The organism is Dietzia sp. NPDC055343 (assembly GCF_053645265.1).
Genome location: NZ_JBSHMJ010000023.1, coordinates 1 through 24,999 on the forward strand (window position 1 = coordinate 1; position 24,999 = coordinate 24,999).

The 24,999-nt window shown below is 69.7% G+C and carries 20 protein-coding genes and 1 tRNA gene; 5 read left to right on the plus strand and 16 right to left on the minus strand.

All coding sequences use genetic code 11. The features are described from left to right. Positions 1–154: 154 nt before the first annotated feature. From ku to ACWIE7_RS11965, 3 genes are all read right to left on the minus strand, one after another. Entirely contained in the window at positions 155–1,195 is a 1,041-nt protein-coding gene (gene ku / locus ACWIE7_RS11955) for a non-homologous end joining protein Ku (protein ID WP_454069324.1), read from the minus strand. A gap of 63 nt (positions 1,196–1,258) precedes the next feature. Further along, positions 1,259–2,401 (minus strand): RNA polymerase sigma factor, encoded by a 1,143-nt coding sequence (locus tag ACWIE7_RS11960; RefSeq protein WP_454069325.1) that lies wholly within the window; start codon positions 2,399–2,401, stop codon positions 1,259–1,261. 4 nt (positions 2,402–2,405) lie between these two features. After that, positions 2,406–2,816 carry a YciI family protein gene (locus ACWIE7_RS11965; protein WP_454069326.1) on the minus strand — a complete coding sequence of 137 codons (411 nt, stop codon included), beginning with the start codon at positions 2,814–2,816 and terminating at the stop codon, positions 2,406–2,408. Positions 2,817–2,973: 157 nt separating this feature from the next. Here ACWIE7_RS11965 and ACWIE7_RS11970 point away from each other — a divergent pair, with 157 nt between their 5' ends. Further along, positions 2,974–5,580, plus strand: a complete 2,607-nt coding sequence (locus tag ACWIE7_RS11970) for an ATP-dependent DNA ligase (protein WP_454069327.1) — start codon at positions 2,974–2,976, stop codon at positions 5,578–5,580. A 293-nt stretch (positions 5,581–5,873) separates the two neighbouring features. Here the strand turns inward: ACWIE7_RS11970 and ACWIE7_RS11975 are convergent, their stop codons facing one another. The 3 genes from ACWIE7_RS11975 to ACWIE7_RS11985 form a co-directional block, all read right to left on the minus strand. Beyond that, positions 5,874–6,308 (minus strand): hypothetical protein, encoded by a 435-nt coding sequence (locus ACWIE7_RS11975; protein ID WP_454069328.1) that lies wholly within the window; start codon positions 6,306–6,308, stop codon positions 5,874–5,876. Continuing rightward, positions 6,301–7,833, minus strand: coding sequence for a sodium:solute symporter family transporter (locus ACWIE7_RS11980; protein ID WP_454069329.1), 1,533 nt, complete (start codon positions 7,831–7,833; stop codon positions 6,301–6,303). Before ACWIE7_RS11980 ends, ACWIE7_RS11975 begins: the two co-directional genes overlap by 8 nt. A gap of 63 nt (positions 7,834–7,896) precedes the next feature. Further along, positions 7,897–9,576, minus strand: coding sequence for an AMP-binding protein (locus ACWIE7_RS11985; RefSeq protein ID WP_454069330.1), 1,680 nt, complete (start codon positions 9,574–9,576; stop codon positions 7,897–7,899). A 66-nt stretch (positions 9,577–9,642) separates the two neighbouring features. On the opposite strand from ACWIE7_RS11985, the gene ACWIE7_RS11990 reads away from it, so the two are divergent. Then, entirely contained in the window at positions 9,643–10,422 is a 780-nt protein-coding gene (locus tag ACWIE7_RS11990; RefSeq protein ID WP_452098427.1) for an enoyl-CoA hydratase/isomerase family protein, read from the plus strand. A gap of 2 nt (positions 10,423–10,424) precedes the next feature. Then, the gene (locus tag ACWIE7_RS11995; RefSeq protein ID WP_454069331.1) at positions 10,425–12,176 is read left to right on the plus strand and encodes a helix-turn-helix domain-containing protein; all 1,752 of its coding nucleotides are present in this window, start codon (positions 10,425–10,427) and stop codon (positions 12,174–12,176) included. Between the two features lie 17 nt (positions 12,177–12,193). Here ACWIE7_RS11995 and ACWIE7_RS12000 read toward each other — a convergent pair whose 3' ends face one another. From ACWIE7_RS12000 to ACWIE7_RS12010, 3 genes are all read right to left on the minus strand, one after another. Beyond that, a complete protein-coding gene (locus ACWIE7_RS12000; protein WP_452098425.1) occupies positions 12,194–12,772 on the minus strand; it encodes a dihydrofolate reductase family protein in 579 nt (192 codons plus the stop codon). Continuing rightward, positions 12,769–13,758: an SRPBCC family protein gene (locus ACWIE7_RS12005; RefSeq protein WP_454069332.1), complete on the minus strand. Its 990-nt coding sequence runs from the start codon at positions 13,756–13,758 to the stop codon at positions 12,769–12,771. The genes ACWIE7_RS12000 and ACWIE7_RS12005 overlap by 4 nt, the downstream gene beginning before the upstream one ends. 105 nt (positions 13,759–13,863) lie before the next feature. Further along, complete coding sequence (locus ACWIE7_RS12010; protein WP_454069333.1) at positions 13,864–14,211, minus strand: ArsR/SmtB family transcription factor; 348 nt, start codon at positions 14,209–14,211, stop codon at positions 13,864–13,866. Between the two features lie 239 nt (positions 14,212–14,450). Here ACWIE7_RS12010 and ACWIE7_RS12015 point away from each other — a divergent pair, with 239 nt between their 5' ends. Further along, positions 14,451–16,058, plus strand: a complete 1,608-nt coding sequence (locus tag ACWIE7_RS12015) for a DUF222 domain-containing protein (RefSeq protein ID WP_454069334.1) — start codon at positions 14,451–14,453, stop codon at positions 16,056–16,058. 16 nt (positions 16,059–16,074) lie between these two features. Here ACWIE7_RS12015 and ccsB read toward each other — a convergent pair whose 3' ends face one another. Both ccsB and resB read right to left on the minus strand, forming a co-directional pair. Continuing rightward, the gene (gene ccsB, locus ACWIE7_RS12020) at positions 16,075–17,079 is read right to left on the minus strand and encodes a c-type cytochrome biogenesis protein CcsB (RefSeq protein WP_454069335.1); all 1,005 of its coding nucleotides are present in this window, start codon (positions 17,077–17,079) and stop codon (positions 16,075–16,077) included. Next, entirely contained in the window at positions 17,076–18,755 is a 1,680-nt protein-coding gene (resB, locus tag ACWIE7_RS12025; protein ID WP_452098420.1) for a cytochrome c biogenesis protein ResB, read from the minus strand. Before resB ends, ccsB begins: the two co-directional genes overlap by 4 nt. Positions 18,756–19,048: 293 nt before the next feature. Here resB and ACWIE7_RS12030 point away from each other — a divergent pair. After that, positions 19,049–19,121 (plus strand) — tRNA-Gly (locus tag ACWIE7_RS12030). An 83-nt stretch (positions 19,122–19,204) separates the two neighbouring features. On the opposite strand, the gene ACWIE7_RS12035 is transcribed toward ACWIE7_RS12030, so the two are convergent. The 5 genes from ACWIE7_RS12035 to ACWIE7_RS12055 all read right to left on the minus strand — a co-directional run bounded on the left by ACWIE7_RS12035 (position 19,205) and on the right by ACWIE7_RS12055 (position 24,845). Further along, complete coding sequence (locus ACWIE7_RS12035; RefSeq protein WP_344995076.1) at positions 19,205–20,065, minus strand: cytochrome c biogenesis CcdA family protein; 861 nt, start codon at positions 20,063–20,065, stop codon at positions 19,205–19,207. Continuing rightward, positions 20,062–20,673: a TlpA family protein disulfide reductase gene (locus tag ACWIE7_RS12040; protein WP_454069336.1), complete on the minus strand. Its 612-nt coding sequence runs from the start codon at positions 20,671–20,673 to the stop codon at positions 20,062–20,064. The genes ACWIE7_RS12035 and ACWIE7_RS12040 overlap by 4 nt, the downstream gene beginning before the upstream one ends. A gap of 9 nt (positions 20,674–20,682) precedes the next feature. Continuing rightward, on the minus strand, positions 20,683–21,591 hold the full coding sequence (locus ACWIE7_RS12045) for a histidine phosphatase family protein (RefSeq protein WP_454058528.1): 909 nt from the start codon (positions 21,589–21,591) through the stop codon (positions 20,683–20,685). Further along, positions 21,588–22,898 (minus strand): glutamate-1-semialdehyde 2,1-aminomutase, encoded by a 1,311-nt coding sequence (gene hemL, locus ACWIE7_RS12050; RefSeq protein WP_454058545.1) that lies wholly within the window; start codon positions 22,896–22,898, stop codon positions 21,588–21,590. The genes ACWIE7_RS12045 and hemL overlap by 4 nt, the downstream gene beginning before the upstream one ends. 96 nt (positions 22,899–22,994) lie before the next feature. Then, on the minus strand, positions 22,995–24,845 hold the full coding sequence (locus ACWIE7_RS12055; protein WP_454058529.1) for an alpha/beta fold hydrolase: 1,851 nt from the start codon (positions 24,843–24,845) through the stop codon (positions 22,995–22,997). Positions 24,846–24,999: the final 154 nt, after the last annotated feature.

Here is a 24,999-nt window from a genome sequence, read left to right on the forward strand (position 1 = left end):
AGCTCCTGCTCGATCCGGCTCGCCGTCGCGTGGTCGGCCATGCTGAGCTCCGGGCGGCAGTGGAAGTGACGATAGAGGTCGCGGAGCCACGGGAGAAGGTCCGCCGCGCGGTCGGCCGGCTCGGCGGCCGGGTCGGGAACGGGCCGGCCGGTCATCAGGCCGACTTCTTTGCCGCCGCCTTCTTGGCGGGGGCCTTTTTTGCCGTCGACTTCTTGGCCGCGGGCTTCTTCGCGGCGGCCTTCTTCGCAGCAGGCTTCTTCGCGGTGGCCTTCTTCTCCGTCGACTTCGTGGCCGGGGCCTTCTTGGGGGACGACCTGGTGCGCTTCTTGGCCGCTGCCTTTGTCGTGGAGCCGGAGCCGTTGTCGTCGTCGGTCTTGTCGTCGTCATCGCCGGAGTCGGAGTCATCCACGTCCCCGCCGCGGTCCTTCACACTCGCACGCAGCGCGGCGAGGAGGTCGGCGACCTCGTCGTCTCCGTCGTCGTCGGAGCTCTCCCGCTCCTCCACCGTGAACGCCTCCCCACCGGCGGCCTTGGCCTCGATGAGTTCCTTGAGCTGGTTCTGGTAGTCGTCCTCGTACTTTTCGGGCTCGAAGTCCGCCGCCATCGTCTCGATGAGCGACGCCGCCATCTTGACCTCCTGGGGGCGTACCTTGGCCTCCTTGTCCAGGCCCTCGAGGATCGCCGGGCGGATCTCGTCCGGCCACAGCAACGTCTGCAGCATCAGCACGTCCTTATACACCCGTAGAGCGCACAGCCTGGTGCGGTTGCGCAGCGTGAACGTGCAGATCGCCAGCCGGTCGGTGGACTCGAGAGCCTCACGCATGAGGATGTACGCGCGGTTCGAGCGCGACGCCGGCTCCAGGAAGTAGGCGTTGTCAAAGGCAACCGGGTCCACCTGATCGGCGGGCACGAACTCCGTGACCTCGATCTCGTGGTTCTGCTCGACGGGCAGGCTGGCCAGGTCCTCCTTGGTGAGGATCACCATCTCGCCCTCATCGGACTCATAGGCCTTGGCGATGTCGCCGTACTCGACCTCCTCGCCGTTGTCGTCGCGCACCCGCTTATAACGGATCCGCACGCCGTCGTTCTTGTCGACCTGCCGCGCCCGCAGATCGTGGTCCTCCGTCGCCGCGTAGACCTTGACCGGCACGTTCACCAGGCCGAAGGAGACCTCGCCCTTCCAGATGGATCGCATGGGGGCAGTATGCGCCGGATCGGGACCCGGGGCAGCCGGACGGGCATAGTGCGCCGGCGTCGGTCATGGTGCGTTCGTGGCGTCGCCCGCCTTCCGTGCGAGGTACCGCTGCTCGGGCAACGAGGTCGCCTCCGAGGCCGCTCGGCGGTAGAGCCCGCGTGACCGCGTGTGGTCCCCCGCCAACTCGTACAGGTACGCCTGCGCCGCGGTGCGTCTGGGCAGCGTCTCCGGGACCTCGGCCAGGGCGGCCAGTCCGGCGTGCGCGCCGTCGGCGTGCCCCACCGCCACCGATCGGTTCAGGCGCGCGACGGGGGCGTCGCGCAGGGCCAACAGCTCGTCGTACCACTCGACGATCTGCACCCAGTCCGTCTCGGCGGTGGACGGGGCGTCGGCGTGCAACGCGGCGATCGCCGCCTGCGCCTGGTACTCACCCAGCTGATCGCGTGCGAGCGCCGCCTGCAGTATCGTCACGCCCTCGGCGATCGCGCCCCGGTCCCATCGGCTGCGGTCCTGCTCGGCCAGGGGCACCAGCTCGCCGTGGTCGTCGGTCCGGGCCGCCCGCCGCGCGTGGTGGAGCAGCATGAGCGCCAGCAGTCCCCGCACCTCGGGATGGTCGATCGACCTCGACAGCTGCCGCGCGAGGCGCAACGCCTCGGCGGCCAGGTCCACCTCCCCGGTGTACCCCTCGTTGAACACCAGGTAGAGCACCCGCAGCACGGTCGCCACGTCGCCGGGCCGGTCCAGCCGCCGACCGACGAGGGTGCGCTTGGCACGGCTGATGCGCTGCGCCATGGTCGCCTCCGGCACCAGGAACGCGCGCGAGATCTGGCGGGTCGTCAGTCCGCCCACCGCCCGCAGTGTCAACGCGATGGCCGACGGCACGGGCAACGCCGGGTGGGCGCACAGGAAGTACAGCCACAGGGTGTCGTCCATCGCCGGCCCCGTCGCCTCACCCGCACGCTCAGCCTCGCTCGCCTCCTCGCGGCGCCGGCGGGCAGCCTCCGACCGGGTCGCGTCGAGGAATCTGCGCCAGGCCACAGCGATCAACCACGCGCGGGGGTCGCGCGGCGGATCGGCGGCCCAGGAGCGCAGCGCCTCGATCAGCGCGTCCTGCACGGCGTCCTCGGCCGCCGCGAAGTCCGCCCCGCGGCGGACGAGGACACCGATCACCTGCGGGGTCAGCGCCCGCAGATCCGGATCATCCACGAGCTCAGTCCTCGAACTCCCCTGGACCGGTGAGCAGTGGACGCAGCTCGAGCCACTCGCGGATCGGTTCGCCACCCGGCCCCGGGGCCGCGGACAACTCACCGGCCAGTTCGACCGCCCGCTCGTAGCTGGCCACGTCGATCACCATCCAGCCGGCGATGAGGTCCTTGGTCTCGGCGAACGGGCCGTCGGTCAGCGGCGGGCGCCCCTCGCCGTCGAACCGCACCCACGTCCCCGACTCCGACAGCGCGTTGGCGTCCACGTACTCGCCGGACTCCTCCAACCGGGCGGCGAAGTCCCGCATGTACTGGATGTGCGCGGAGACCTCGTCGGTCGTCCACTCGGCCATGGGCGGATAGGTGGGCTGCTCGGGGGCCGAACCCCGATAGTGCTTGAGCATCAGGTACTTGGCCATGACGGTCCTCCTCGGGTCACGCGACCCAGTGTGGTCGCTTCACCAGGGGGACGGAACCGCTGCCGGGTTCTCGACACCGGCTGGCCAGCGCGGAGTCGCCGGAGTGGGGAAACCGATGCCGGTCGCCGGAGTCGGGCGCGGATGCGAGAGTGGAGCCATGGCGACACAGGGGCAGAAGGAGACGGTGAAGGTCGACGGGCAGACCGTGCGCTTCACCCATCCCGACAAGGTGCTCTACGAGGCCACCGGCACCACCAAGGCCGATGTGCTGGAGTACTACCAGGCCGTCGCGCCGCTGCTCCTGACGTACGCGGGCCGTCGGCCGGTCACCCGCAAGCGCTGGCCCGATGGCACGGACGCCGACTCGTTCTTCGAGAAGAACCTCCCCCAACATGCGCCCGACTGGGTGCCGCGGGTCGCCATCGAACATTCCTCGCGCACCGTTCGCTACCCGGTGCTCGATTCCGCCGCGACGCTGGCGTGGTTCGCGCAGCAGGCCGCGCTCGAGCTGCACGTGCCGCAGTGGACTCTCGAGAACGACGAGCCCGGACGTACACGGCGCATCGTCATCGACCTGGACCCCGGCGAGGACGTGGCGCTCGATACCACGGCGAAGGTGGCGCTGCGCGTCCGCGACCTCCTCTCCGAGGCCGGGTTGGACGCGTTCCCCGTGACCAGCGGCTCCAAGGGCATCCACCTCTACGCCCGCCTGGACAGAGCCGTGACATCCAAGAGCGCCGCCGCGGTGGCCAAACAGATCGCGCAGTCACTGGAGAAGCAGACGCCCGACCTGGTCACCGCCACCATGAAGCGCTCGATCCGCTCGGGCAAGGTGTTCGTGGACTGGAGCCAGAACAGCGGCGCCAAGACCACCGTCGCTCCGTACTCCCTGCGCGGGCGGGCCGAACCCTGGGTCGCCGCGCCCCGCTCCTGGGAGGAACTCGGCGACGGCGGTCTGGAGCACCTCCATTGGGACGAGGTCCTGCGTCGCGTGGACTCCCAGGGCGACCTGTTGGAGGGCCTCGAGGCCGGCGCCGCCGGTAAATCCGCCAAGAAGAGCGCCCGGGGAAAGAAGTCGGCCGGCAAGAAGAAGACGGCGTCGTCGTCGTCCGATGACGACGACCCCCACCGCACCGACACCCCCGGCACCCGCGCCGCCACGGACCCGGGATGCGACGCCGGGCCCACCAGCGACGACGCGGTGGTGACCAGCCTCGACGAGTACCGCCGCAAACGAGACCGTCGCCGGACGCCCGAACCGTTCGAGGGCGAGGTCGACACCGACCGTAACGAGATCGACGGACCGATCTTCGTGATCCAGGAACACCACGCCCGGCGCCTGCACTTCGATCTCCGACTGGAGCATCACGGGGTGTTGGCGTCCTGGGCCGTCCCCAAGAATCTGCCGACGGAGCCGCGCGATCGGCGGCTGGCGGTGAACACCGAGGACCACCCGCTCGGCTACGAGACGTTCGAGGGCACCATCCCCGAGGGCGAGTACGGCGCCGGTCACATGACCATCTGGGACCACGGCTGGTACGAGTGCGAAAAGTGGCGCTCCGACGAGATCATCGTGTGGCTGCACGGCGACAAGGTCTCCGGCCGATACGTGCTCGTGCGCACCAGCGCGGAGAAGAACCAGTGGATCGTGCAGTACATGAAGGACCAGTCGCCCGACTCCTTCTACGGGGGGCGCGACAACCCCAAGTCGTCGTATCCCGAGGGCGACAAGCGGGCACGAGGGTCGGGCAGGGGGGCCGCCCGGCGCTCGGGCGGCGGATCGTCCGGCGACTCGGGCAGCGGGTCCGGCGGCGCCGACCGACCCGACGCTCCCCCGCTGCCGATGATCCCCACCGCCGCCACGGTGACCGAGCTGCCCGGCGAGAAGTGGGCGTTCGAGGGCAAGTGGGACGGCTACCGGGTGACGGTGGCGACGAACGGCGAGCAGGCCCGCATGGTCAGCCGCAACGGCAACGCGATGGACTGGCTCACCGACGGTTTCCCCGGTCTCGCGCAGGCGCTGGGCCGGCCGGCGGTGCTCGACGGCGAGCTCGTGGTGCTAGATTCCGCCGGCGTCCCGGACTTCGCGGCGCTGGCCAAACAGGCAGGGTCCGAGGGAACGGATGCCTCGATCGCGCCGGTGCACCTGTTCGTCTTCGACGTGCTGGAGCTCGACGGCGTGGACCTGCGTTCGCAGCCCTGGTCGCGGCGGCGGGAGGTGCTGGACCTGCTCGCGCCGCGACTGGCCGAGGTCCCGCGCGTGCAGGCGCCGGGAGTGCTGGACGGCCCCGGCGATCGTGCCCTGGCGGAGGCGGAGGAGTTCGGCTGGGAGGGCATCGTCGCCAAGCGTCGCGACTCCCGGTACGAGTCGGGGAAGCGGTCGCGGGCCTGGCTCAAACAGAAGCTGCTCACCACCACAGACGCCGTGGTGGGCGGGTGGCGGCCGGGCAAGGGCGGGCTCTCCGGCGGGCTCGGCTCGTTACTCCTCGGGCTGCCCACGGATACCGGCCTGACCTATATCGGCCGGGTGGGCACCGGCTTCACCGACCGGCAACGGCGGGCGATGCTCGACGAGCTCGAACCACTGCGGCGCAAATCCAGCCCGTTCGTCGGCGAGCTGCCCTCCGACGCGCGCCGCGACGCGATCTGGGTGTTGCCCAGGCTCGTCGTGGAGGTCCGCCATCAGGGTTTCACGGACGACGGCCACATGCGCCAGCCCACCTGGCGCGACATCCGCCGCGACAAGCTGCCCGGGGATCTGTAAACACGCGTCCGTACCCGAGTCGAGTGCGACCCCGCTGCCCTGCGGTGCCCTGGAGAGGCTGTTCAGGGCACCGCAGGTCACGGCGGTTCAGTCACGCACGCGCCACCGCGCGGCCGTGCCACGAGGGCTGCCATCACGGCCGCGGCCACCGACGTCCTGGGCCCACTTCCCGCCCGGAGCCCCGCCCGAGCCCCGCCCGGATCAGGCGTGAAGTATGTCCGCTGACATGGGGCGCCCTGCACGGCGCCTGCAGGGCACCCAAGGCCAGGCGGGCCGGTCGGGGTCGGGCGGACTCAGGGAGCGATCCCGGCGAGCCGCTTCTCGTCGATGGTGCGATCGAACACGAACGCATAGAGCAGTCCGGCCACCACGGCGGTGTAGGGCCAGATGAAGTAGACGATCACGGCCATGGACATAGGGATGCCCCAGAGATTGGTGTCGCTGTTGTAGGACAGGATCGACCACGCCACGAGTCCGGCCAGGACCGCGCAGTACCCGATGATCCCGATCGTGGACTGCCTCCCCCAGGTGCCGTCGGAACGCAACGAACCCTTGAGCATCAGGACCACCGCGAACAGCGGCACGGTGAGGAACACCATCTGCCACACATCGATGAGCATGCCGACCAGCGCGAACGCGCTGACCGCGGCGAAGGCGTGGATCAACATGTCCGCGCGCTTGTGGTCGGGCTCGGGGGCCAGGGCGGCGTCGAGAACGGGCTCAGACATGGTCGTTCCTTTCGGTGGATACGGCGGCGACACGAGCAGCCGCGCCATCGCTCGACGTGGTCGACCCGCCGTAGAGGTGGGCCAGCGTGGCATCGGGGTGACGGTTGGAGGTCATGAGCGAGACCACATAGAACAGCAGGATCGACACGAGCAGCGAGATGCCGCCGACCTGCATGTACGCGGGCATCGTGATGACCTCTCGTGCAGCCAGGGAACTGATCACGAGATTGCCGACGATCGCGAAGATCACGGTGACGGTCGCGGCGGTGGCCGTGGCGCGATGCCAGTAGATCGACATCACCACGGGCCCGACGATCGCTGCGGCGAAGGCGGCCCACCCCAACGCGCCGAGCAGGAACACCACCTGGGACAGGAACAGGGTGAGCAGCACGGACAGGACCACCAGCACCAGGCTCGAGATGCGGCTCCACAGCAGTTCGCGGACCACCTTGATACCGAACGCGGAGGGCAGGTCACGCATCATCGAGGACGCGCCGATGGTGATGAAGCTCGAGGCCGAGGACATGATCGCGGCCAGCAGCCCGGTCAGCGCGATGCCGCCGACGATCGGGTGGGTGACCGAATCGAGGAACCAGATGGCGGTGTCGTCGATGTTCGCCAGCTCGGGGGCGTCCCCGGTCACCACCATGGACCGGGTGGCCAGGCCGATCCCGACCGAGAACAGGGTCGTGACGCCGTACGCGATGCCGGCCACCGCCGCGCCCCACTTGAGCTGGGTCATGTCGCGCAGCATGAGGAACTTGGTGAGCAGCTGCGGCTGTCCCACGGCGCCGACGAAGATCAGCAACCCGAAGGCGAAGATGTAGGTCGGCGACTTGACGCCGTCGATCGACAGGAGTTCGGCGCTGGCCGAGGAGATGGTGTCGAGCATGGGGAGCCATCCGCCGGCCATCTGGATGGCGAAGAAGAACAGCCCCACGGACATGACCACCATCAGCACGCCCTGCACGAGGTCGGTCCACACGGCCGCGAGCATGCCGCCGGCCATCGTGTACGCGGCCACGACGAGGGAGCCGATCCACGCGCTGGTCGCGACCGAGGTGCCGAGCAGCAGCGAGATGATCACTCCGATCGAGGTGACCTGTGCCGTCATGTAGGCCACAGCCGCCACGAACACCGCGACGGACATGGTGGCGTGCGAGGTCTTGTCCTGGAAGCGCACGCGGATGAGGTCGGGCACCGAGTAGACGCTGTGCTTCTTGCCGATCCAGTTAAGTCGGCTGCCCAGCAGGAACCAGGCCACGGCGAAGCCGAACAGCGCGAAGAGTCCCACGGCGATGAGGGCCTGGAAGCCCCACGCGTAGGTCTGGCCGGTGCCGCCGACCATGCCCCAGCCGGACTGGATGGAGGAGAAGCTCGCGATGGCCATCACGAAGAAGCCGAGGGACTGCCCGGCCACCAGGAACTCCTTCGCCGACTTCATCTTGGTGTTGGCCCACGCTCCGATGGCGAACATCAGCACGAAGTAGGCCAGCACCACGCCTATGACTACGGGATTGTTCATTGCAGATCCTTTGAGAAGAAGACAGTCTTTGAGAAGGAGTCAGTCTTCGGGAGAGTGGAGGGTTCAGCGCCCGTGATCCGAGCGCAGCTGCGCCCGGCGGATCTTGCCGGTGTTGGTGGTGGGCAGCTCGTCCAGGAAGACGACCTCCCGCGGATATTGGTAGAAGGCCAGGCGCTCCTTGACGAAGGCCTGGATCTCGGCGGCCAACTCGTCGGAGCCGGTGACACCGTCAGCGGCGACGATGTACGCGACGATCGCCTCTCCCCGTAGCTCGTCCGGCACGCCGATCACCGCGACCATCTCGACGGACGGGTGCCGCAGGATCTGGTCCTCGATCTCGCCGGGGCCCACCCGATAGCCGGCGGTCGAGATCAGGTCGTCGTTGCGGCCCGAGAACCAGTAGTTCCCGTGGTCGTCGACCGTCGCCAGGTCACCGGTGTGCAGCACGTCGTCGGCGGTCTTCTCCGCCGTCTTGTCGGGGGCGTTCCAGTAGCGCAGGAAGGCGTTGGGGCTGGGGAGTCGCACGCAGATCTCGCCCACCGCCCCGGGCCCGACAGGGTGACCGATCTCGTCGAGCAGCACCAGGTCGAACCCGGGCGTGGGACGGCCCATAGAGCCGGGCGGGGTGTCGAATCGGGCGTGGCAGGTGCCCACGATGAGGTTGCATTCGGTCTGCCCGTAGATCTCGTTGACCCGCACACCGAGGGACTCGCGTGCCCATTCGGCCACGGCCTCGCCCAGTGCCTCGCCGCCCGAGAACGCGGCCCGTAGTCCGGTGTGGGAGTAGTCCACGTCGGAGGCACGCATCATCTTGAGACTGGTCGGGGGCAGGAACGAGCAGGTCACACCGTGTCGCCGGAGGATGTGCTCGACGGTCTCGGGGCTCGGTCGACGATCGGAGGCCACCACGGGGACGCCGCTGTAGAGGCTGGGCAGCAGCACGTCGAGGAGGCCGCCGGCCCAGGCCCAGTCGGCGGGGGTCCAGAACACGTCGCCGGTCTCACCGGTCGCGGCGGGCCGGGGGAAGCCGTCGAGCGCGCGCACCACCCCGGGTATGTGACCCAGCACCACGCGATGACCGTGGAGGGCGCCCTTGGGCTGGCCGGCGGTCCCGGAGGTGTAGATGAGCAGCGCGGGGTCGTCGGGACCGGTGTCGGGGACGACGACGGCGACGTCGGCCGAGTCCGTGACCGACAGCGGGAGCACGGTGAGCGCATCTTCCCCCGGTCTCGCTGGGGCCTCCGGCTCGGCCCCGGTGACGAGGACGAGGCGCAGCTCGGGCAGCCCGGCGAGCTCGTCGGCGAGACGCTCGTGGCAGTCCGCGTCGAACACGGCGGCGACCGCGCCCGAGTCGCCCATGCGGAACAGGGCCGCCTCCGGGCCGAACTTCACCGACAGCGGCACCGCGATGGCGCCCATCAGATATGCGGCCATGTGGGCCACGGCGGTCTCGGCGGACTGTGCGCACATCACCGCGATGCGGTCGCCCTCACCGATCCCGTGGTCGCGCAGGACGGTGATGAGCCGGCGGGCACGGGCGCCGAGGTCGCCGAAGGTCGTGATCTCCGGTGGGGCGTCGCCGCGGTCCACCACGATCGCGGGGGATTCCGGCGGATGCGCGTCAGTGCACGCGGCACCGATGTTGAATCGCTCCGGGATCTCCCAGTGGAAGCCGTCGGGCTCGAGGGGCGGGCGCCAGGGAACCGCCCGCCGATCTGTGACCTCACTCACGTTGTTCTGCATGCCCTGACCGTAGGAGTGGTCTGATTCACATACAATGGAGATTCCCCCTAGCCTTGGAGCCCCTCGATGTATGAATCCCTATCCCTGGATATGACAGACGGCGTCGCCCTGATCACGCTCAACCGTCCGCCGGTCAACGCCCTGTCCCGTGCGATGCAGGAAGAACTGCGTGCAGTCGCTTCGGAGGTCTCGGGGCGCGACGACGTGGAGGCCGTGGTCCTCACCGGTAGCGATCGCGTCTTCGCGGCCGGCGCGGACATCAAGGAGATGCGCGACATGTCGTATGCGCAGATGGTCTCCGAGGCCCGCGACCTGCAGTCGGCGTTCACCGCCGTGGCCGCGATCCCCCAGCCCACCGTCGCCGCGATAACCGGCGCGGCCCTGGGCGGCGGCATGGAGCTCGCCCTCTGCTGCGATCGCCGGATCGCCGAGTCAAAGGCCAAGCTCGGACAGCCCGAGATCCTGCTCGGCATCATCCCCGGCGCCGGCGGCACCCAGCGACTGGCACGGCTCGTCGGTCCGGCCGTGGCCAAGGACCTGTGCCTGACCGGCCGCACCCTCACCGCTGCCGAGGCCCTCGAACTCCGCGCCGTCGAGGAGGTCGTCCCCGACGGGCAGTCCACCGCCCGCGCTCTCGAGTGGGCCCGGCAGTTCGTGGGCGGCCCCCGCATCGCACTCCGGGCGGTCAAGGAAGCCGTCGACCGCGGCATCGAGGTGGACCTGGACACCGGGCTGAGCATCGAGCGCGCCCTGTTCGCGGCCCTGTTCGCCACCGAGGACCGCCAGATCGGCATGCAGTCGTTCATCGACAACGGTCCCGGCAAGGCCGGGTTCACCGGCCGCTGACCGTGTCCGCCGACCTCACCCGCGGGCTCCGCGATGTCCTGGACGCGGCCGCCGAACTGGCCTCCGCCCAGGACGAGGACGCGGTCCTGCACATCGCCATCCGCAGGGCCCGCCAGCTCGTGGGGACCGATCTCGCCTACGTCATGCTGCTCGACCCCGAGCGAGGCGACACGTACATGCGGATGGCCGAGGGCGCCACCAGCCCCAAGTTCGACACCATCCGGCTCGGCATGGGACTCGGACTGGGCGGTCAGGTGGCCGAAGCCATGGCCCCGCGCTGGACCCGCAACTACCTGGCAGACGAGCAGTACACGCACGTCATCGACCCGATCATCATCGACGAGGGCGTTCTGGCGATCCTCGGCGTCCCCGTCCGTACCCACGGCCGCCTCACCGGGATGCTGTTCACCTCGGACCGCTCCGAACGGGACTTCGCGCAGGACGAGATCACCCTGCTCGCGCTGCTCGCCGACCAGATCTCCGCCGCACTCACCGCCGCCGAACGCGCATCACGGCGCCGCCGGGAACTCGACGAGACCCGCGACGCCCTGGACGCCGAACGCGCCCGCACCGCGACCCTCGCCTCCACCGTCGAGACCCATCAGCGACTCACCGAGCTGGTGGTGGGCGGGGCCACGGTGCCCGAGATCGTGGACCTGCTCGTGGACATCGAAGGCGGCACCGCAGCCGTGTACGACCTCGCCCACCGGGAGCTGGGCTCCGCCCGGTCCACCGAGGGGCCGCCGGTCGACCTGCTCCTGCGGGTCCTGCACGAGGTCACGACGGACCAGGAGCGACCGGCCGGACTCATCTCCCGGCGTGTGGACGGCCACGTCGTCGTCGTCACCCCGATCGTCACCGGCCCCGACCACCTCGGCTACGTCACGTTCGGCAGCCGCGGCGGCGCCCCGACGGCCGGCGTCGCACTGGTCCGGGTCGCGTCCGTGATCGCCCTGTTCCTCCTCGGCCACCAGGCGCGCGACGAGGCCGACAACCGCGTGCGGGGCGAGCTGCTCGCCGAGCTCCTCTCCCCCGGCGAGCACGACCTCGAGTCCCTCAGCCGGCGCGCCGACCTGCTCGGGGTGAATGTGGACTCGGACCTCGTCGCGATGGTCATCACCCCGCCAGAAGCCCGCATGACGCGCGCCCTGCAGACCGAATGTCGCGCACTCGCCCGCACCGCCGGCGGGCTGGTCACCACCTATGGCGACCGGGCCGTGATGCTCCTTCCCGGATCGGACGCCGGCGCCACCGCCCGGGACGCGGCCGGCCGCCTGTCATCCCACCGCGCCACGGTCGGCGCCTCCGGCCCCATCGCCGGCCTGCCCGGACTCGACGGGGCCGACGGCGGAGGCGGAGTCGTCGACCACGTGGAACGAGCCCGGCGGGCCGCCCGGCTGCTCATCGCACTGGACCGCGAAGGCGACGGCGCGGCGACCGAGGAGCTGGGGCTGTACGGCCTGCTGTTCAGCGAGGTCGACCGCGAATTCGTGGGCCGATTCATCGAGAGTCACCTGGGACCCGTCCGCGCCAGTGACCGCGCGCGCGGCACCGCCCTACTCGAGACGTTGCAGGCGTGGTTCGCAGCCGAGGGCAGCCCGTCGGCCACCGCCGCGCGACTGTTCGTGCACGTCAACACGGTGTATCAACGGCTCGAGCGACTCGACGCCGTCCTGGGCCCGGGCTGGCGGCGGGGCGACCGCGCGCTCGAACTACGCCTCGCGTTTCGCATGTCCGAGCTCCGCGGGGCCTGAGCAGCTCCCGCCCAGGCTTACGAGCGCACCACGTCGTAGATCATCTTCTGGATCCCGTTCCCGTAAGCCTCGTGCTCGACCAGCGCCAGCGACTGCGCGTCCCTGTCGGCCGCACTGAACAGGCGCTTGCCGGCGCCGAGGAGCAGGGGGAAGACCAGCAGGTGGTAGCGGTCCACCAGCCCGGCGTCGGCGAGCGCGTGCCCGAGCGTCCCGCTGCCCTGCACCAGGATCGGGCCGCCCTCGGTCTCCTTGAGAAGAGCCACCTCCTCCACCGACCGGAGGATGGCGATCGGCCCCCAGTCGTCCACCAGATCCTCATTGCGCAGCGTCTCCGACACCACGTACTTGGGCAGTTCGTTGTAGCGGGCGAAGTCGTCGGTCATCGTGGGCCAGATCGGCGCGAACGCCTCATAGCTCCGGCGGCCCAGCAGCAGCGCCGCAGCCTCCTCCTGCTCCCGCCCCTTGAGTTCGTATGCGGCCGGGTCGAACGCCACGTTCCGGTACGTCCACCCCGCGTTGCGGTATCCCTCTTCTCCACCCGGGGCCTCCATCACGCCGTCGAGCGAGACGAATGCCGTGATGATCAGGGTCCTCATGGGCGTCCTCCTGCCAGCACAGTTTCCTCCAGGCGCGCGTAGCTGATCTCCATGCCGTCGGTCATGCCGGTGCCCAGGATCGCGTCGCGCTGTTCGCGGCTGTCGTAGGTCACCACGAGCGAGATCAGCGTGCCACCGTCGACGGGGGTGAGCGTCTGCTCGTTGCGGGTGGGCGGGCCGTCGACGCCCTCCATCGTCTCCAGGAACACCTCGCGATGCGGTGGGTCGGTCTCCAGCAGCTCGCCGACCAGGGCGAACCCCTGGCCTTCCGTGCCGTTGGTCGGCGCGTACGCGTAGCGGTGCCGGTCCCCCGGCTTCGTGCTCGTGACACATTCGGTGAACTCCCAGCCTTCGGGCCCGTAGCACCACTGCCGCAGCAGTTCCGGATCGTGGTGGGCGGCCCACACCTGCTCCGGGGTCCCGCGCACGACCCGGCTGATCCGGACCGTGGTGTCGGACAGCAGTTGGGCGCTCGTGGCGCGGTCGGCGGCGAAGCTCCGCAGGTCGGCGAGCACGTCGTCGATCTGCCCCATGGCGGAGGTCATGCCCTCCTCCATGCCCATCTCGAGGAGTTGCTCGAGTTCGGGCAGGCTGTTGAAGTGGGTGGTCGTGGTGAGGCGCGAGCCGCCGTCCGTCTCGGCGAACTCGAAGACCATACGCATGGACGGCATGTCGGTGTTGGGCTCGCCGTCGTCGCGGGTGAAGCCGTCGAGGACCTCGAACGAGCGTCCCTCCGCGACCGCCAGGAACTCCCAGTAGCCGCCGGAGCGGTCACCGTCGGGGCCGGTCATGTAGTACTCGGACAGGCCGCCGGGCGCGAGGTCGTGGCGGACGAACGTCGCGGGCCACGTGGGTGGCCCCCAGAACTTCTCGAGTTGGCGCGGGTCGGCGTAGGCGTCCCAGAGACGCCGGAGCGGAACGGTGAAATCAGCGACGACGACGAGGGTCAGCGCCTCCGGGTCCTTGACTACTGAGGTGATGGGCATTGTGAGCCTCCAGGGATGAGATCTGCCTGCGTGGTGGGACGTGGCGGGGCGTGGCGGGCCAGTACCTTTCGCGGTCCTCCTTCCTCTGTTCTCGACCAGGGGCGTTCAGTCTTCGGCCAGGAACGCATCGAGGCGGTCGATACGGCCGCGCCACAGCTGTTCATAGCTGGTGAGCAGGCCCTGTGCGGTGCGGATGGTCTCGGGATTGCCGCGGATCCGGCGTTCTCGGCCGATGCGGTTGTTGCTGATCAACCCGGCCTCCTCGAGGATGTTGACGTGCTTACGGACCGCCGCGAACGACATCGCGTACCGCTCGGCGAGTTCGGAGACGGACGCCTCCTCGACGAGCGTGCGCCGGACGATGTCGCGGCGCGTGGCATCAGCCAGCGCTCGGAAGATCCGGTCGACGTCGGCATCGCTGAAGTCCGTCTCGTACGGTTGATGTAGAACCATTTGGTATCACGTTAGGCCGACCACGCCCGCCCGTCAATGGCTGCCGCCGGGGAATTTTCCCGCCCGGTCCCCGGGCCCTGACCTGGACTGCCCTGGAGGCGCGGTCCAGGGCATCGCAGGTCAACGCGCCGGAGCCGCGCGAGTGGCACCCCCGCCCCGAACTTGTCGCATTCCGGCTTCACTGGCCCCTGCAATCCTGGCAGCCAACAATGTCGCACCTCGAACATACAGTCGAACACATGACGACCACCTACCCGTTCACCACGCAGAATTCGGCCTCCTCGACCAAGGCGCTCAACACGCAGTTCGCTCAGTCCGCTCAGTTTGCGGAGAGATTCGAACCGCCGCCGGGATTCACAACGACCACAGCCCCCGCCACCGAGGTGCTCGTCCCGGACGCCTTCGGCCGGTGGGACCCCGGACAGCAACGCGGGTATCTCGCCCAACGAGCGATCAATGCCGCCGAGGGCCGGACCGTCGTCTACGCCTATGCCTGCGTTCGCAGGGCCACCGAGCACGACGAGCAGCGCGACCCGCTGGACACGGCCGCCACCATGGTGGGCGCGTCGATGGCCTTGTCGCGCCGCGGCGCATTCCGCCTCGTCACCACAGCGGTGGAATTGATCGAGCGGCTCCCGCGAACCGCGGCTCTGCTGACGACCGGATGGATCGGGGCCCAGGCAGCCCACGCCATCGCCGAGGAGACCGCACTGGTCGAGGACACGCTGATCCCTGAACTCGACCGGCGCATCTGCGAGGGCCTCGCACCGACCAGGCGACGAACGCACCCGCCCAGAATCGGACCTCTGCGCAAGATGCTCAGCAAGCATGTCGCGGCCTGCGACCCCGTCGGTGCCGATGCGCGCGCACAGCAGACGCGACGTGATCAGAACGTGAGGATGACGCCCATATCGGGCGACCACGCCCGGATCACCGCGACCCTCACCGCAGTGGACGCCATCGAGATCGCCGACCGCATCGAGGCGCTGGTACGCACCGTCTCCGCGGACGATCCCCGGACCAGCGGGCAACTCCGAGCCGCCGGCCTACTCGCCCTGAGTCGCGGCTGGACCTGTCTGCCGGAGCCCGACGGCAGCCACCCCACCGATCCGGCCGCGCAAGAGGCGGCTCGGCGGGTGATCATCCATTCCTATGACGACGGAGATCCCGACTTCCGCGGGCTGTTCCTGACGGGATACGGACCGGTCACCGGCTACACCGCCGATGAGTTGCAGCGCATGGCGAGACGAAGGCTCGACGCGCTGGACACTCTCGGCGACCCGGACAGCGAGGCGGCGCGCCGGTACTCCCCCTCGGAGGCACTGTCCCACTTCTGCCGGGGCCGCGACGGCACTTGCGTCTTTCCCGGATGCCAGACCCCGGCGGACAAGACCGACCTCGATCACATCATCCCGTTCGACCATGACGAACCCGGCCGTGGCGGTCACACGACAAGCGACGATCTCGGCTGTCTCTGCCGCACGCATCATCGCCTCAAGACCGAAGGCCTATGGGCGTACTACCGGAACACCGAAGGGGTCTACGTGTGGATCCACGGGCCGAACCATCCCGACCGGGACCCCGGGACGCGGATCATGAGCGTCCCCAACGGGCCGCTCGCGCAGTTCGCCGCACCGCGGCACCCCGAGCGCAGTTGTCTACAACAGGAGTCGGCGGAGGCCGGCCGGACCGGCGACGGCATAGCCGGGGCAGGACGCCGGCCGCACAGGCGGCAGCGCCGGCACACCGAACGGCGGTACCTGCGGGCGCAGGCCGAGCAGCGGCTCCGGCCGACGGGCGGATCCGCCGAGCAGCCGCCGGGGCAGCAGGGGCGGTCGGCAGCCTAGGCCGCGCCGCCGGGTGTCAGTTCAGGCCCGCGTACGAGTGCAGACCGGAGACCACGATGTTGATGAAGAACAGGTTGAACACCAGCACCACGAATCCGGCGATGTTGATCCACGCCGCCTTCTTCGGGCCCCAGCCGGAGGTGGCGCGAGCGTGCAGGTAGCCGGCGTACAACACCCACGAGATGAACGACACCGTCTCCTTGGGGTCCCAGCCCCAGAACCGGCCCCACGCGCTCTCGGCCCACACCGCGCCCAGCAGGATGCCCACGCCGAAGACGGGGAAGCCGATCACGGTGACGCGGTAGGCCAGCCGGTCGAGGGTCTCCGCCGCCGGCAGGGGGCGGGCCAACCCGGCAGCCCAGCCGTTCTCCTGGCCCTGCGGCTGCCACACGCGGATGAGGTACATGATCGACACGACACCCGGGACGAGCAGGATCCCCGCACCCAGCGAGATGATCGACACATGGATCGGCAGCCAGTACGAGCGCAGCGCCGGCACCACGGGTGCGGCCTCGGAGTACAGGTGCGTCCCGCCGAAGAACATCAGCACCAGCACCGGGAGCAGCAGGTACGGCCATGCCGTCTGCATCGCGGGCTTGCGCAGGAACACCAGCCCGGCGCCCACCCCGAGAATCGACGTGCCGAGGATGAACTCGTACATGTTGCCGAGCGGGAACCGGTCGGTTGCGAGTCCTCGCAGGATCAGCGACGCCACCGAGAAGACGAATCCTATGGTGATGAACAGCTGCGCGATCCGGGCCCAGCGCCGGTTCCCGGCGGCGGCCCGCTCATCGTCGGCGATTCCGGTGGAGCTGAGCGAGGTGGACTCGGTGAGCCCGGTGCCGCCGGCCGCTACGAGCTCCTTCTCCGAGATCTTGGCTACGCGGAACCCCCCGTAGTAGACCAGCGATGCGATCAGCGCCAGTACGTAGATGCCGAACGCCGTCCGGAACGCCAGATCCGAGTACGTGGACAGGGTCTCGTTGACAGGCAGCCCCTGAGCGAGAATCAAGGTATTCACCGGGTGTCGTCCTTCCGCACGGTGTCGTCGGCATCGCCGCGACTGGTTGAAGTGTGTCCCGGCTCCGCCGGATCAGGCAAGCCGTCACCGGGCAACACGGGTGTGACAGTGGATTCAGCGACCAGCCGGTCCCGGAGTGCATCGAATTCCGAGCCCCAGCCCGATCGGTCCGTCCGGGCCAGGCCCCCCAGGTCGACGCGGGTGACGTTGTCGTCGTCGATACTCACCCGGGCCCAGATTCGCCGGCGCCGCACCATCAGGCTCAACACCAGGCCGCCCATCATGACCGCGGCGAACACTCCCACCCAGATCTGTGTGGGGTCCTCGGAGACCTGGATGTTGATGAACTCCTCGGCGCCGTCGAACCGGACCTCGGTGCCGTCGGCGAGCGTCGTGGACTCGCCCGGCCGCAGGTTGACGCGCGCCTCGCGGTTGAGCAATCCCGACTCGATGAGGTCCGGCTCCAGCGAGAAGATCGACTGCGGGCGGCCGGTGTCCAGGCCGGCGTCGCCGCGGTAGACGTCGATCGCCACCGCCGGGTCGTCCATGCGCGGGAAGCGCGAGCTGAGCAGGGTGCCGTCGAACTGCGCGGTCGGCGCGAACAGGCCCTGCACGGCGATCTGCTGCCCACGCCGCTCGACCAGGTCCGGGTACATGCCGGCCGGCGGGTCGAAGCGCATGATTCCCGAGGACAGGAACGTCTGCAGCTCCGTCGGCTGCCAGTGCTGGGTGTCGGTGCGGGTCTCGCCGTTGGGGAACGTCACCGTGAACGTGGGCGCGAAACCGTGTCCCTGCAGGTAGACGCGGGTCGAGCCGATGCGCAGCGGGTGGTTGACCGCCATCTCGTAGTGTTCCCACGTGTCCGGGGAGGTGGTGGCCACGTCCTCGGTGAAGCGCACGTTCGAGGTGAACATCTCGGCCTGGCCGTTGGACAGGTAGTCGGCGCGGAAGTCCTCGATCTTGATGCAGAACTGCTCGAGGTCTGTGCCGTCGACGAGCAGGCCGGCGCGGAACGAATCGTACGCGCTCGGCGTGGTGTTGCAGAACGCCGGCGACTCCTCGTTGGCGATGAGTACCCGCATGCCCTCGGCGTACACGAACTTGCCAGCCGCGAACATGATCAGCAGGGCGAGCAGGGCGAAGTGGAAGACGATGTTGCCGACCTCGCGCGTGTAACCGCGCTCGGAGGACAGCTCGATGGTGCCGGGGACGCGGCCGTCGCCGTCGTTGCGTCGCACCCGCCAGCCACGCAGCGCGCGCTGCACCTGGCCCGCCGCCTCCTCCGGCGTGGCGGTGGTGCGGTACGCGGCGTGGTGCGGCAGCCGACCGAGATTGCGGGGCGTGAGCGGTGGCGGCGTGCGCAGCTGCTTGACCAGGTCGATACAGCGCGGCGTCAGGCAGCCGACCAGCGAGACGAACAGCAGGACGTAGATGGCGGTGAACCACCAGCTGCCGAACACGTCGAACAGCTGCAGTTTGTCGTAGAGCTCGCCGATCCAGCCGTTCTCTTCGATGTACTCGACGACATTGCCCTCGTTGAGGCTGCGCTGCGGCAGGAGTGCGCCGGGGATGGCGGCCACCGCCAGCAGGAACAACAGGATGAGGGCCGTGCGCATCGCCGTGAGGGTGCGCCATGCGTTACGGAAGAAGGCTGTGACGGCGGCTGTTCTGGGCATGGGGTCCATCTGCGTGTCGCGGTGCGTCGAGGCTGCTGCGGCTGGGTGCGCCACAGCCGGTTCGACGCCGGTCGGTCCCAGGCTAGTCGGGGGAACCTGAGCGAAACCTGGCAGGGTACAGCCGGTGACCCCGACTATGACGGGGGTCTCCCGAGGCGGAGATCGACGCGCGGCGAGGGGCCGGTATCGGCGTCCGAGAACCTCTTCGGGGCACCCCGCCTGCGGGCGCTCCGGGGAATGGTCTATTGTTCTTTCTCGCAAGGACACGGGCGCTCACGGGCCCGAGGTCCCATGCGGATGTGGCGCAGCTGGTAGCGCATCACCTTGCCAAGGTGAGGGTCGCGGGTTCGAATCCCGTCATCCGCTCAGCGTGTGATGTCCCGGATCGTCGTTCACCGATGGTCCGGGACATCACTCGTTTGTGGGCTTCGCAGGTTCGCGCACGCAGGCTAGATGGGCAGCGTGGTGTCCGAGATGGCGAAGTCGCGCAGCCAGTCGATGAACAGCGCCCATGCGCCGGTCAGCAGCAGCAGGCCCACGAAGATCAACATCACTCCGCCGAACACCTGGATGCCGCGGGTGTGCTTCTGCAGCCAGCCGACGGTGCGCATCGCCCAGGTGGAGCCGAAGGCCACCACGACGAACGGCAGGCCGAGCCCGAGGCAGTAGGCCACGATCAGCAGCACGCCGCGGGCGGCGTCGACTCCGGTCCCGGCGGCCACGGACAGCGCGGCGGCCAGGGTCGGTCCGAGGCACGGGGTCCATCCGAGCGCGAACACGGCGCCGAGCAAGGGGGCGCCGAGCCACGTCGACAGCGACCTGGGCTGCATCCGGGTATCACGCTGCAGTGTGGGGACCAGCCCGATGAAGACCAGTCCCATGAGGATGGTCACCACGCCGCCGAGGCGCTGCAGCAGTTCCTGCTGCGGTGCGAGGTACTGCACGGTTCCCAGCACCATGGCGCTGAGCAGGACGAACACCACGGTGAAACCGCCCACGAACAGCAACGACGCCCCCACGACGCGGGCTCGCGACGCCTTCCGGGTTCGGCGTTCCTCCACGGTCAGTGTCGCGTTGGCCGCGCGTTGCCGTTCCGCGGCAGCCGCGGTGGCCGGCGGCCGCTCGGCGCCCACGACGCTGGCCAGGTACGCCAGGTAGCCGGGCACGAGTGGAACCACGCAGGGCGAGGCGAACGAGACGAGCCCGGCGAGCACGCAGGCTCCCAGCGCCAGCAGGATCGGCCCGCCGGCGACCGTCTGCTGGAACGTCTCCCCCACGCTCTGGGCGAGCACGATCACGTCCGGACTCACGCCGGCTCGACCTCCTCGGCCAGGAGCCGCTCGATGGCGCTGTTGAGCTTGTCGTCGGTGATCTCGACCAGGTACACGGCGGCCACGCGGTGCTGCTTGTCGAGCAGAATTGTGGTGGGCACGACCGAGGTGGGGAATCCGCGCAGCGCGGCGACGGCGGCGTTGCTGGGGTCCCAGATCGACGGGTAGGTGACGCCGTTGTCCGACACGAAGTCGACGGGCTTCTGCCGGTTGGGGTCCCGCAGATTGATGCCGAACACCGTCGCGCCCCGGGCGCCGAACTCGTCCTGGATGCGTTGCAGGTCGTCGACCTCAGCACGGCACGGCCCGCACCACTGACCCCAGGTGTTGAGCACCACGACCTCCCCGGCGTGGTCCTGCTGCAGGTTGAGCGTGGTGCCCGGGTCGAGCAGGTCCGGGCCGGCGATCTCCGCAACGGGCTTACGCTCGGCCGGCGGGTCGTAGAGGATCTCGAGTTTGCCGTCGGGGCTGACGAACTCGAAGGTCTCAGGACCGGCCACCACGGCGTCGTCCCCGGTGGCGCAGCCACTGGTGACCAGCACACCTGTCAGCATCAACGCACCGAGCGCGGTTCGGGTCTTACGCATGGTTTCCGTTCAGGCTCCGGTCTGGGACGGGTCGGACGCACCCGCCGGCTCCGAGTAGACGATGTCGCGCAGTGTGGTGCCCTCGAACACCAGCGAGGTGATCGACGCCAGCGAGCACTGCCGCTTGCGCGGATCGTGCCACAGTCGGCGGCCCTCGAGAAAACGACGGGTGGTGTAGACGGGCAGCTGGTGACTGACCAGGACCGCCTCGTGTCCGCGCGCCACGTCGAGGGCCGAGTACACGGCCCCGATCATCCGGTGCGCGATCTGCAGGTACGGCTCGCCCCACGACGGCTGCATCGGGTTCAACAGGATCGGCCAGTACTGGGGGTCACGTAGCGCCCCGCCGCGCCCGCCGACCTTGTTTCCCTCGAACCGGTTGTCCGCCTCGATGATGTCCTCGTCGATCCCCACCGGAAGCCCGAGCCGCTCGGCGAGCGGGGCCGCGGTCTCCTGCGCGCGCTGCAGCGGCGAGGCGACGATCGAGACGATGTCGTGCCCGGAACCGAGCACCCGCCCCACGGTCTCCGCCTGGCTCCGGCCCAGCTCGGACAGCCGGAAGCCGGGTAGCCGCCCGTACAGGACGCCGTCAGGGTTGTGTACCTCACCGTGGCGCACGAGGTGGACGATCGTCTGTGTCTCGGGACCACGGGCCGAGGCGTCACGTGAGGTCGACGACGACGAGCGCGGCTCACCCGGCGCGGCGATCGTCCCCGGCTCGGCGCCATAGGCCTCGGATCCCTCGGCCTCGGTCGACACGTGGGCGTCACCGGCGTCGGCCGCGGCACCGGGCCCGGCCAGCGACGGCGGCGCGTCGGCGGGGGCGGGGTGATCACCCCGCAGGGGGATCGGCAGTGACGTGGGGCCCGTCGCCGGGACTGCGAACCTCGCGCGCAGGCCTCGCTTGTTCCCGCTCATCGGGCGTTGTCCGGGGCGGTGGCGGCGGCTGCTGCCTCGGCGGCGACCGGCAGCGCATCGGCAATGTGCTGGAAGTCGTCGTCGGTGAGCGCGGTGGAGACGAACCAGGTCTCGAACGCGCTCGGCGGCGCGTAGATCCCACGATCGAGGAGGGTGTTGAAGAACGGTGCGTACCGGAACGACTCGGCGGCCTTGGCGCCGGCGTAGTCGGTGACCTGGTCCTCGGTGAAAAAGGTGCTGAGCATGGTGCCGGCACGCTGGATGGTGTGGGCCACGCCCGCCGCGTGCAGCGCATTGCTGATCAGCGCCTCGAGCCGGTCGGCGTTGGTCTGCAGCGTGTAGTAGCAGGAGTGGTCGGCCAGACGCAGTGAGGTGAGGCCGGCGGCCACTGCGACGGGGTTTCCGGACAGGGTCCCGGCCTGGTAGACGGGCCCGGCCGGGGCGAGGGCCGCCATGACGTCGGCGCGACCACCGAAGGCGGCCGCGGGCAGGCCTCCGGACATGACCTTTCCGAAGGTGGTCAGGTCGCCGGCCACGCCGTCGATCCCCCACCAGCCGCGGTCACCGGCACGGAAGCCGGTCATGACCTCATCCATGATGAGCAGCGCGCCGCCTGCCGAGCAGAGGCTGCGCAGTTCCTCGTTGAACCCGGGCAGTGGCGGGACCGTGCCCATGTTGCCGGCGGCGGCCTCGGTGATCACGCAGGCGATCTGGTCGCCGTGGTTGGCGAACGCCAGGCGCACCGCGTCGACGTCGTTGTACGGCAGCACGATCGTGTCGTGGGCGCTGGCCCCGGTGACGCCGGGCGAGTCCGGCAGGGAGAACGTGGCCACCCCGGAGCCGGCGTCGGCGAGCAGCGCGTCGACGTGGCCGTGGTAGCAGCCGGAGAACTTGATGACCTTGGCCCGGCCGGTGAAGCCGCGGGCCAGGCGTACCGCGCTCATGGTGGCCTCGGTGCCCGAGTTGACCAGTCGCACCTCCTCCACGGACGTGCGGGCGATGATCTCGCGCGCCAGATCGACCTCACCCTCGGTGGGGGTCCCGAAGCTGAGGCCGCGGGAGGCCGCGGACCGGACGGCGCCGACGATCTCCGGGTGGGCGTGGCCGTGGATCATCGGCCCCCACGAGCACACGAGATCGATATAGCTGTTGCCGTCGACGTCCGTCATGCGAGAACCCCGCGCTTCACGCATGAAACGCGGGGTTCCGCCGACGGAGTTGAAGGCGCGGACCGGGGAGTTGACCCCACCGGGGATCAGCTCTCGGGCCTCCGCGAAGAGCTCGGCCGATCGCGTGGTGCCTGACAGGCCGGTCGGGGTCGGGAGGGCATCACTCGGGTTCGTCACCCCTCCAGTGTCTCAGAGACGCCCGACGAGCTCTCCCCCGCGGTGCGTGGCCTGCGGCTATGCCGGCGGCGCCGGCGGGGTGAACAGCGACTTGGCCGCCGCGTCGATCTGACCGGCCACGTCCTGCAGCGCCTTCTGCGCCTGCGCGTGCACCTCCTGCGGGGTGGGCAGCGGGGCCGGAGCGGGGATCACCGGCGCGGGGGCCGCGTTCACCGGTGCGGCCTCGACGGATCCGGTGACCGGCGCGGTCGCGGCGTCGCGGTGCGTGCCGTACCAGTCGTCGGCGCCCTCGACCGGGGCCCCCATGCCCTCCTGGGCGGCGGAGGCGCGGTCGGCCGCGTCCCACTTGGGCAGCGGGTCCGGCGACGGCTTGCCCGGCACGTGGCCGGGGGTGGCCTGTCCGGTCTCGAGGAACTCCATGACGATCCGGTCGACGGCCTCGTTACCGGTCCGGAACACGGCGTGGTCGCCGCCCCCGACGGTCACCAGCGTGCCGCCCATGGCGTCGGCGACGCGGTGGGCCCCGGCGATCGGGGTCACGGCGTCGTCCTCGGAGTGCAGGACGAGAGGCTTCACGTCCAGCTCGTCTCCGCTGGGGTCGATCGTGCGGGCGACGGGATCCCAGCCCACACAGTCGTCGCCGGCGGCCTCGACCGCGGCGCGCGTCGCGAGTCGGCTGCCTCCGGTGGCCTTGTCGATCTTGGCCGCCGTCACCCCCAGCTGGTCGGCCGGGGCGGCCGTCTCGTTGCAGGTGATGATCGCGTTCATCTCGATGTCGGTGCGGTAGACCGGCGAGCGGTTCTCCTGCGCCGCGAGCATGAGGCCGACGGTCTCGTAGTCGACCCGGGCGATCTGGCCGCCGTCGTTGTAGTACTTCAGGATGTGGGCCAGCATCGGCCACGCCTGCTCGTTGTAGGTGGCGCCCACGGTGGCGTCGTAGAGACCGGTGGTGGCGTTGTTGGTCAGGCCCTGCAGCGCGGCTGCGCGGGCGAAGCCCTCGACGCGGGCGCGGCCCGGCGCGGTCGTGTTGACCACGTCGATGGCCGGCTGCTCGAGCACCGTTCCGCGCAGCTCGACCGGCAGGTCACGGGTCTCGGCCGGCGGGGGCGTCAGGTTGGCGGGGCCGCCCACCTCCTGGTCGGTCACCCACTTCCAGGAGTGGAACACCTTCAGGGGGGTGTCACCGAGCCCGTAGTACTCGTCCCGCTCGGCGATCCACCCGAAGATGTCGTTGATCCGCTTCTCCTGCGCGAACGCGCCCTGCTGCGCCTGCTCGGACCAGCGCCAGTCGGGGTGGGTGTTGGAGTCGAGCACCATCTTCCCGGTGTGCTCGGGGAACAGCGTCGCGTAGTCGGTGCCGATCGCGGTGCCGTAGGACACGCCCAGGTAGTCGATCTCGGCGAGCTCGAGCGCCTCGCGCACCGCATTGGTGTCGCGCGCGGCGTTCTCGGTGGTCATGGACTTCATGTACGCCGGGTCGGTGCCGAAGCACGCGTCGTGCAGCGGGTTGGCGGAGTTCGGGCCGACGTACTCGACCTCACAGACCATCGGGTTGGAGCCGAACATGCCGCGGGGCTGGACCGCCACCAGGTCGTGGTTCTCGTACAGCCCGGCCGGCGCGGAGCCGTCCAGCGGCGGGTTCCAGAAGTTGAGCGCGTAGTTTCCCGGCCCGCCCGGGTTGCCGAACACGGTGGACCTGGCCTGTCCCGAGGAGGCCTTGATCCGGGTCAGCGCGACCTTGGTTGTGGCGCCGGCCGGGTCGCCGTAGTCGACGGGCACCTCGACGGTCCCGCACTCCATCCCGGCGGGGAGGTATTCGGACTCCACGCCGAGCATCTCAGTACATTCCTGCCACTCCACCGGGGCGGCTGCGGCCACTCCCGATCCCAGCAGTGCGATCGCTCCCACGACCGCGGTGGTGCCAACGAAAGTGCTAGATGGCTGCACCGATCCCCAATTCCATGTGCTGTAGGTGTCTTCCCGAGAATCGGACGCCTCGCCGCAGGCTTTCACCATGGCCACATACGTCCGAACTTTCCCAACAGTAGCGTGTGGTGCGCAC

Excerpts from the sequence above, each read along its gene's own strand:
- ku (WP_454069324.1), bottom strand. The coding sequence starts at position 1,195 with ATGCGATCCATCTGGAAGGGCGAGGTCTCCTTCGGCCTGGTGAACGTG.
- ACWIE7_RS11965 (WP_454069326.1), bottom strand. The coding sequence starts at position 2,816 with ATGGCCAAGTACCTGATGCTCAAGCACTATCGGGGTTCGGCCCCCGAG.
- ACWIE7_RS11970 (WP_454069327.1), top strand. The coding sequence starts at position 2,974 with ATGGCGACACAGGGGCAGAAGGAGACGGTGAAGGTCGACGGGCAGACC.
- ACWIE7_RS11975 (WP_454069328.1), bottom strand. The coding sequence starts at position 6,308 with ATGTCTGAGCCCGTTCTCGACGCCGCCCTGGCCCCCGAGCCCGACCAC.
- ACWIE7_RS11980 (WP_454069329.1), bottom strand. The coding sequence starts at position 7,833 with ATGAACAATCCCGTAGTCATAGGCGTGGTGCTGGCCTACTTCGTGCTG.
- ACWIE7_RS11985 (WP_454069330.1), bottom strand. The coding sequence starts at position 9,576 with ATGCAGAACAACGTGAGTGAGGTCACAGATCGGCGGGCGGTTCCCTGG.
- ACWIE7_RS11990 (WP_452098427.1), top strand. The coding sequence starts at position 9,643 with ATGTATGAATCCCTATCCCTGGATATGACAGACGGCGTCGCCCTGATC.
- ACWIE7_RS12000 (WP_452098425.1), bottom strand. The coding sequence starts at position 12,772 with ATGAGGACCCTGATCATCACGGCATTCGTCTCGCTCGACGGCGTGATG.
- ACWIE7_RS12005 (WP_454069332.1), bottom strand. The coding sequence starts at position 13,758 with ATGCCCATCACCTCAGTAGTCAAGGACCCGGAGGCGCTGACCCTCGTC.
- ACWIE7_RS12010 (WP_454069333.1), bottom strand. The coding sequence starts at position 14,211 with ATGGTTCTACATCAACCGTACGAGACGGACTTCAGCGATGCCGACGTC.
- ACWIE7_RS12015 (WP_454069334.1), top strand. The coding sequence starts at position 14,451 with ATGACGACCACCTACCCGTTCACCACGCAGAATTCGGCCTCCTCGACC.
- resB (WP_452098420.1), bottom strand. The coding sequence starts at position 18,755 with ATGCCCAGAACAGCCGCCGTCACAGCCTTCTTCCGTAACGCATGGCGC.
- ACWIE7_RS12040 (WP_454069336.1), bottom strand. The coding sequence starts at position 20,673 with ATGCGTAAGACCCGAACCGCGCTCGGTGCGTTGATGCTGACAGGTGTG.
- ACWIE7_RS12045 (WP_454058528.1), bottom strand. The coding sequence starts at position 21,591 with ATGAGCGGGAACAAGCGAGGCCTGCGCGCGAGGTTCGCAGTCCCGGCG.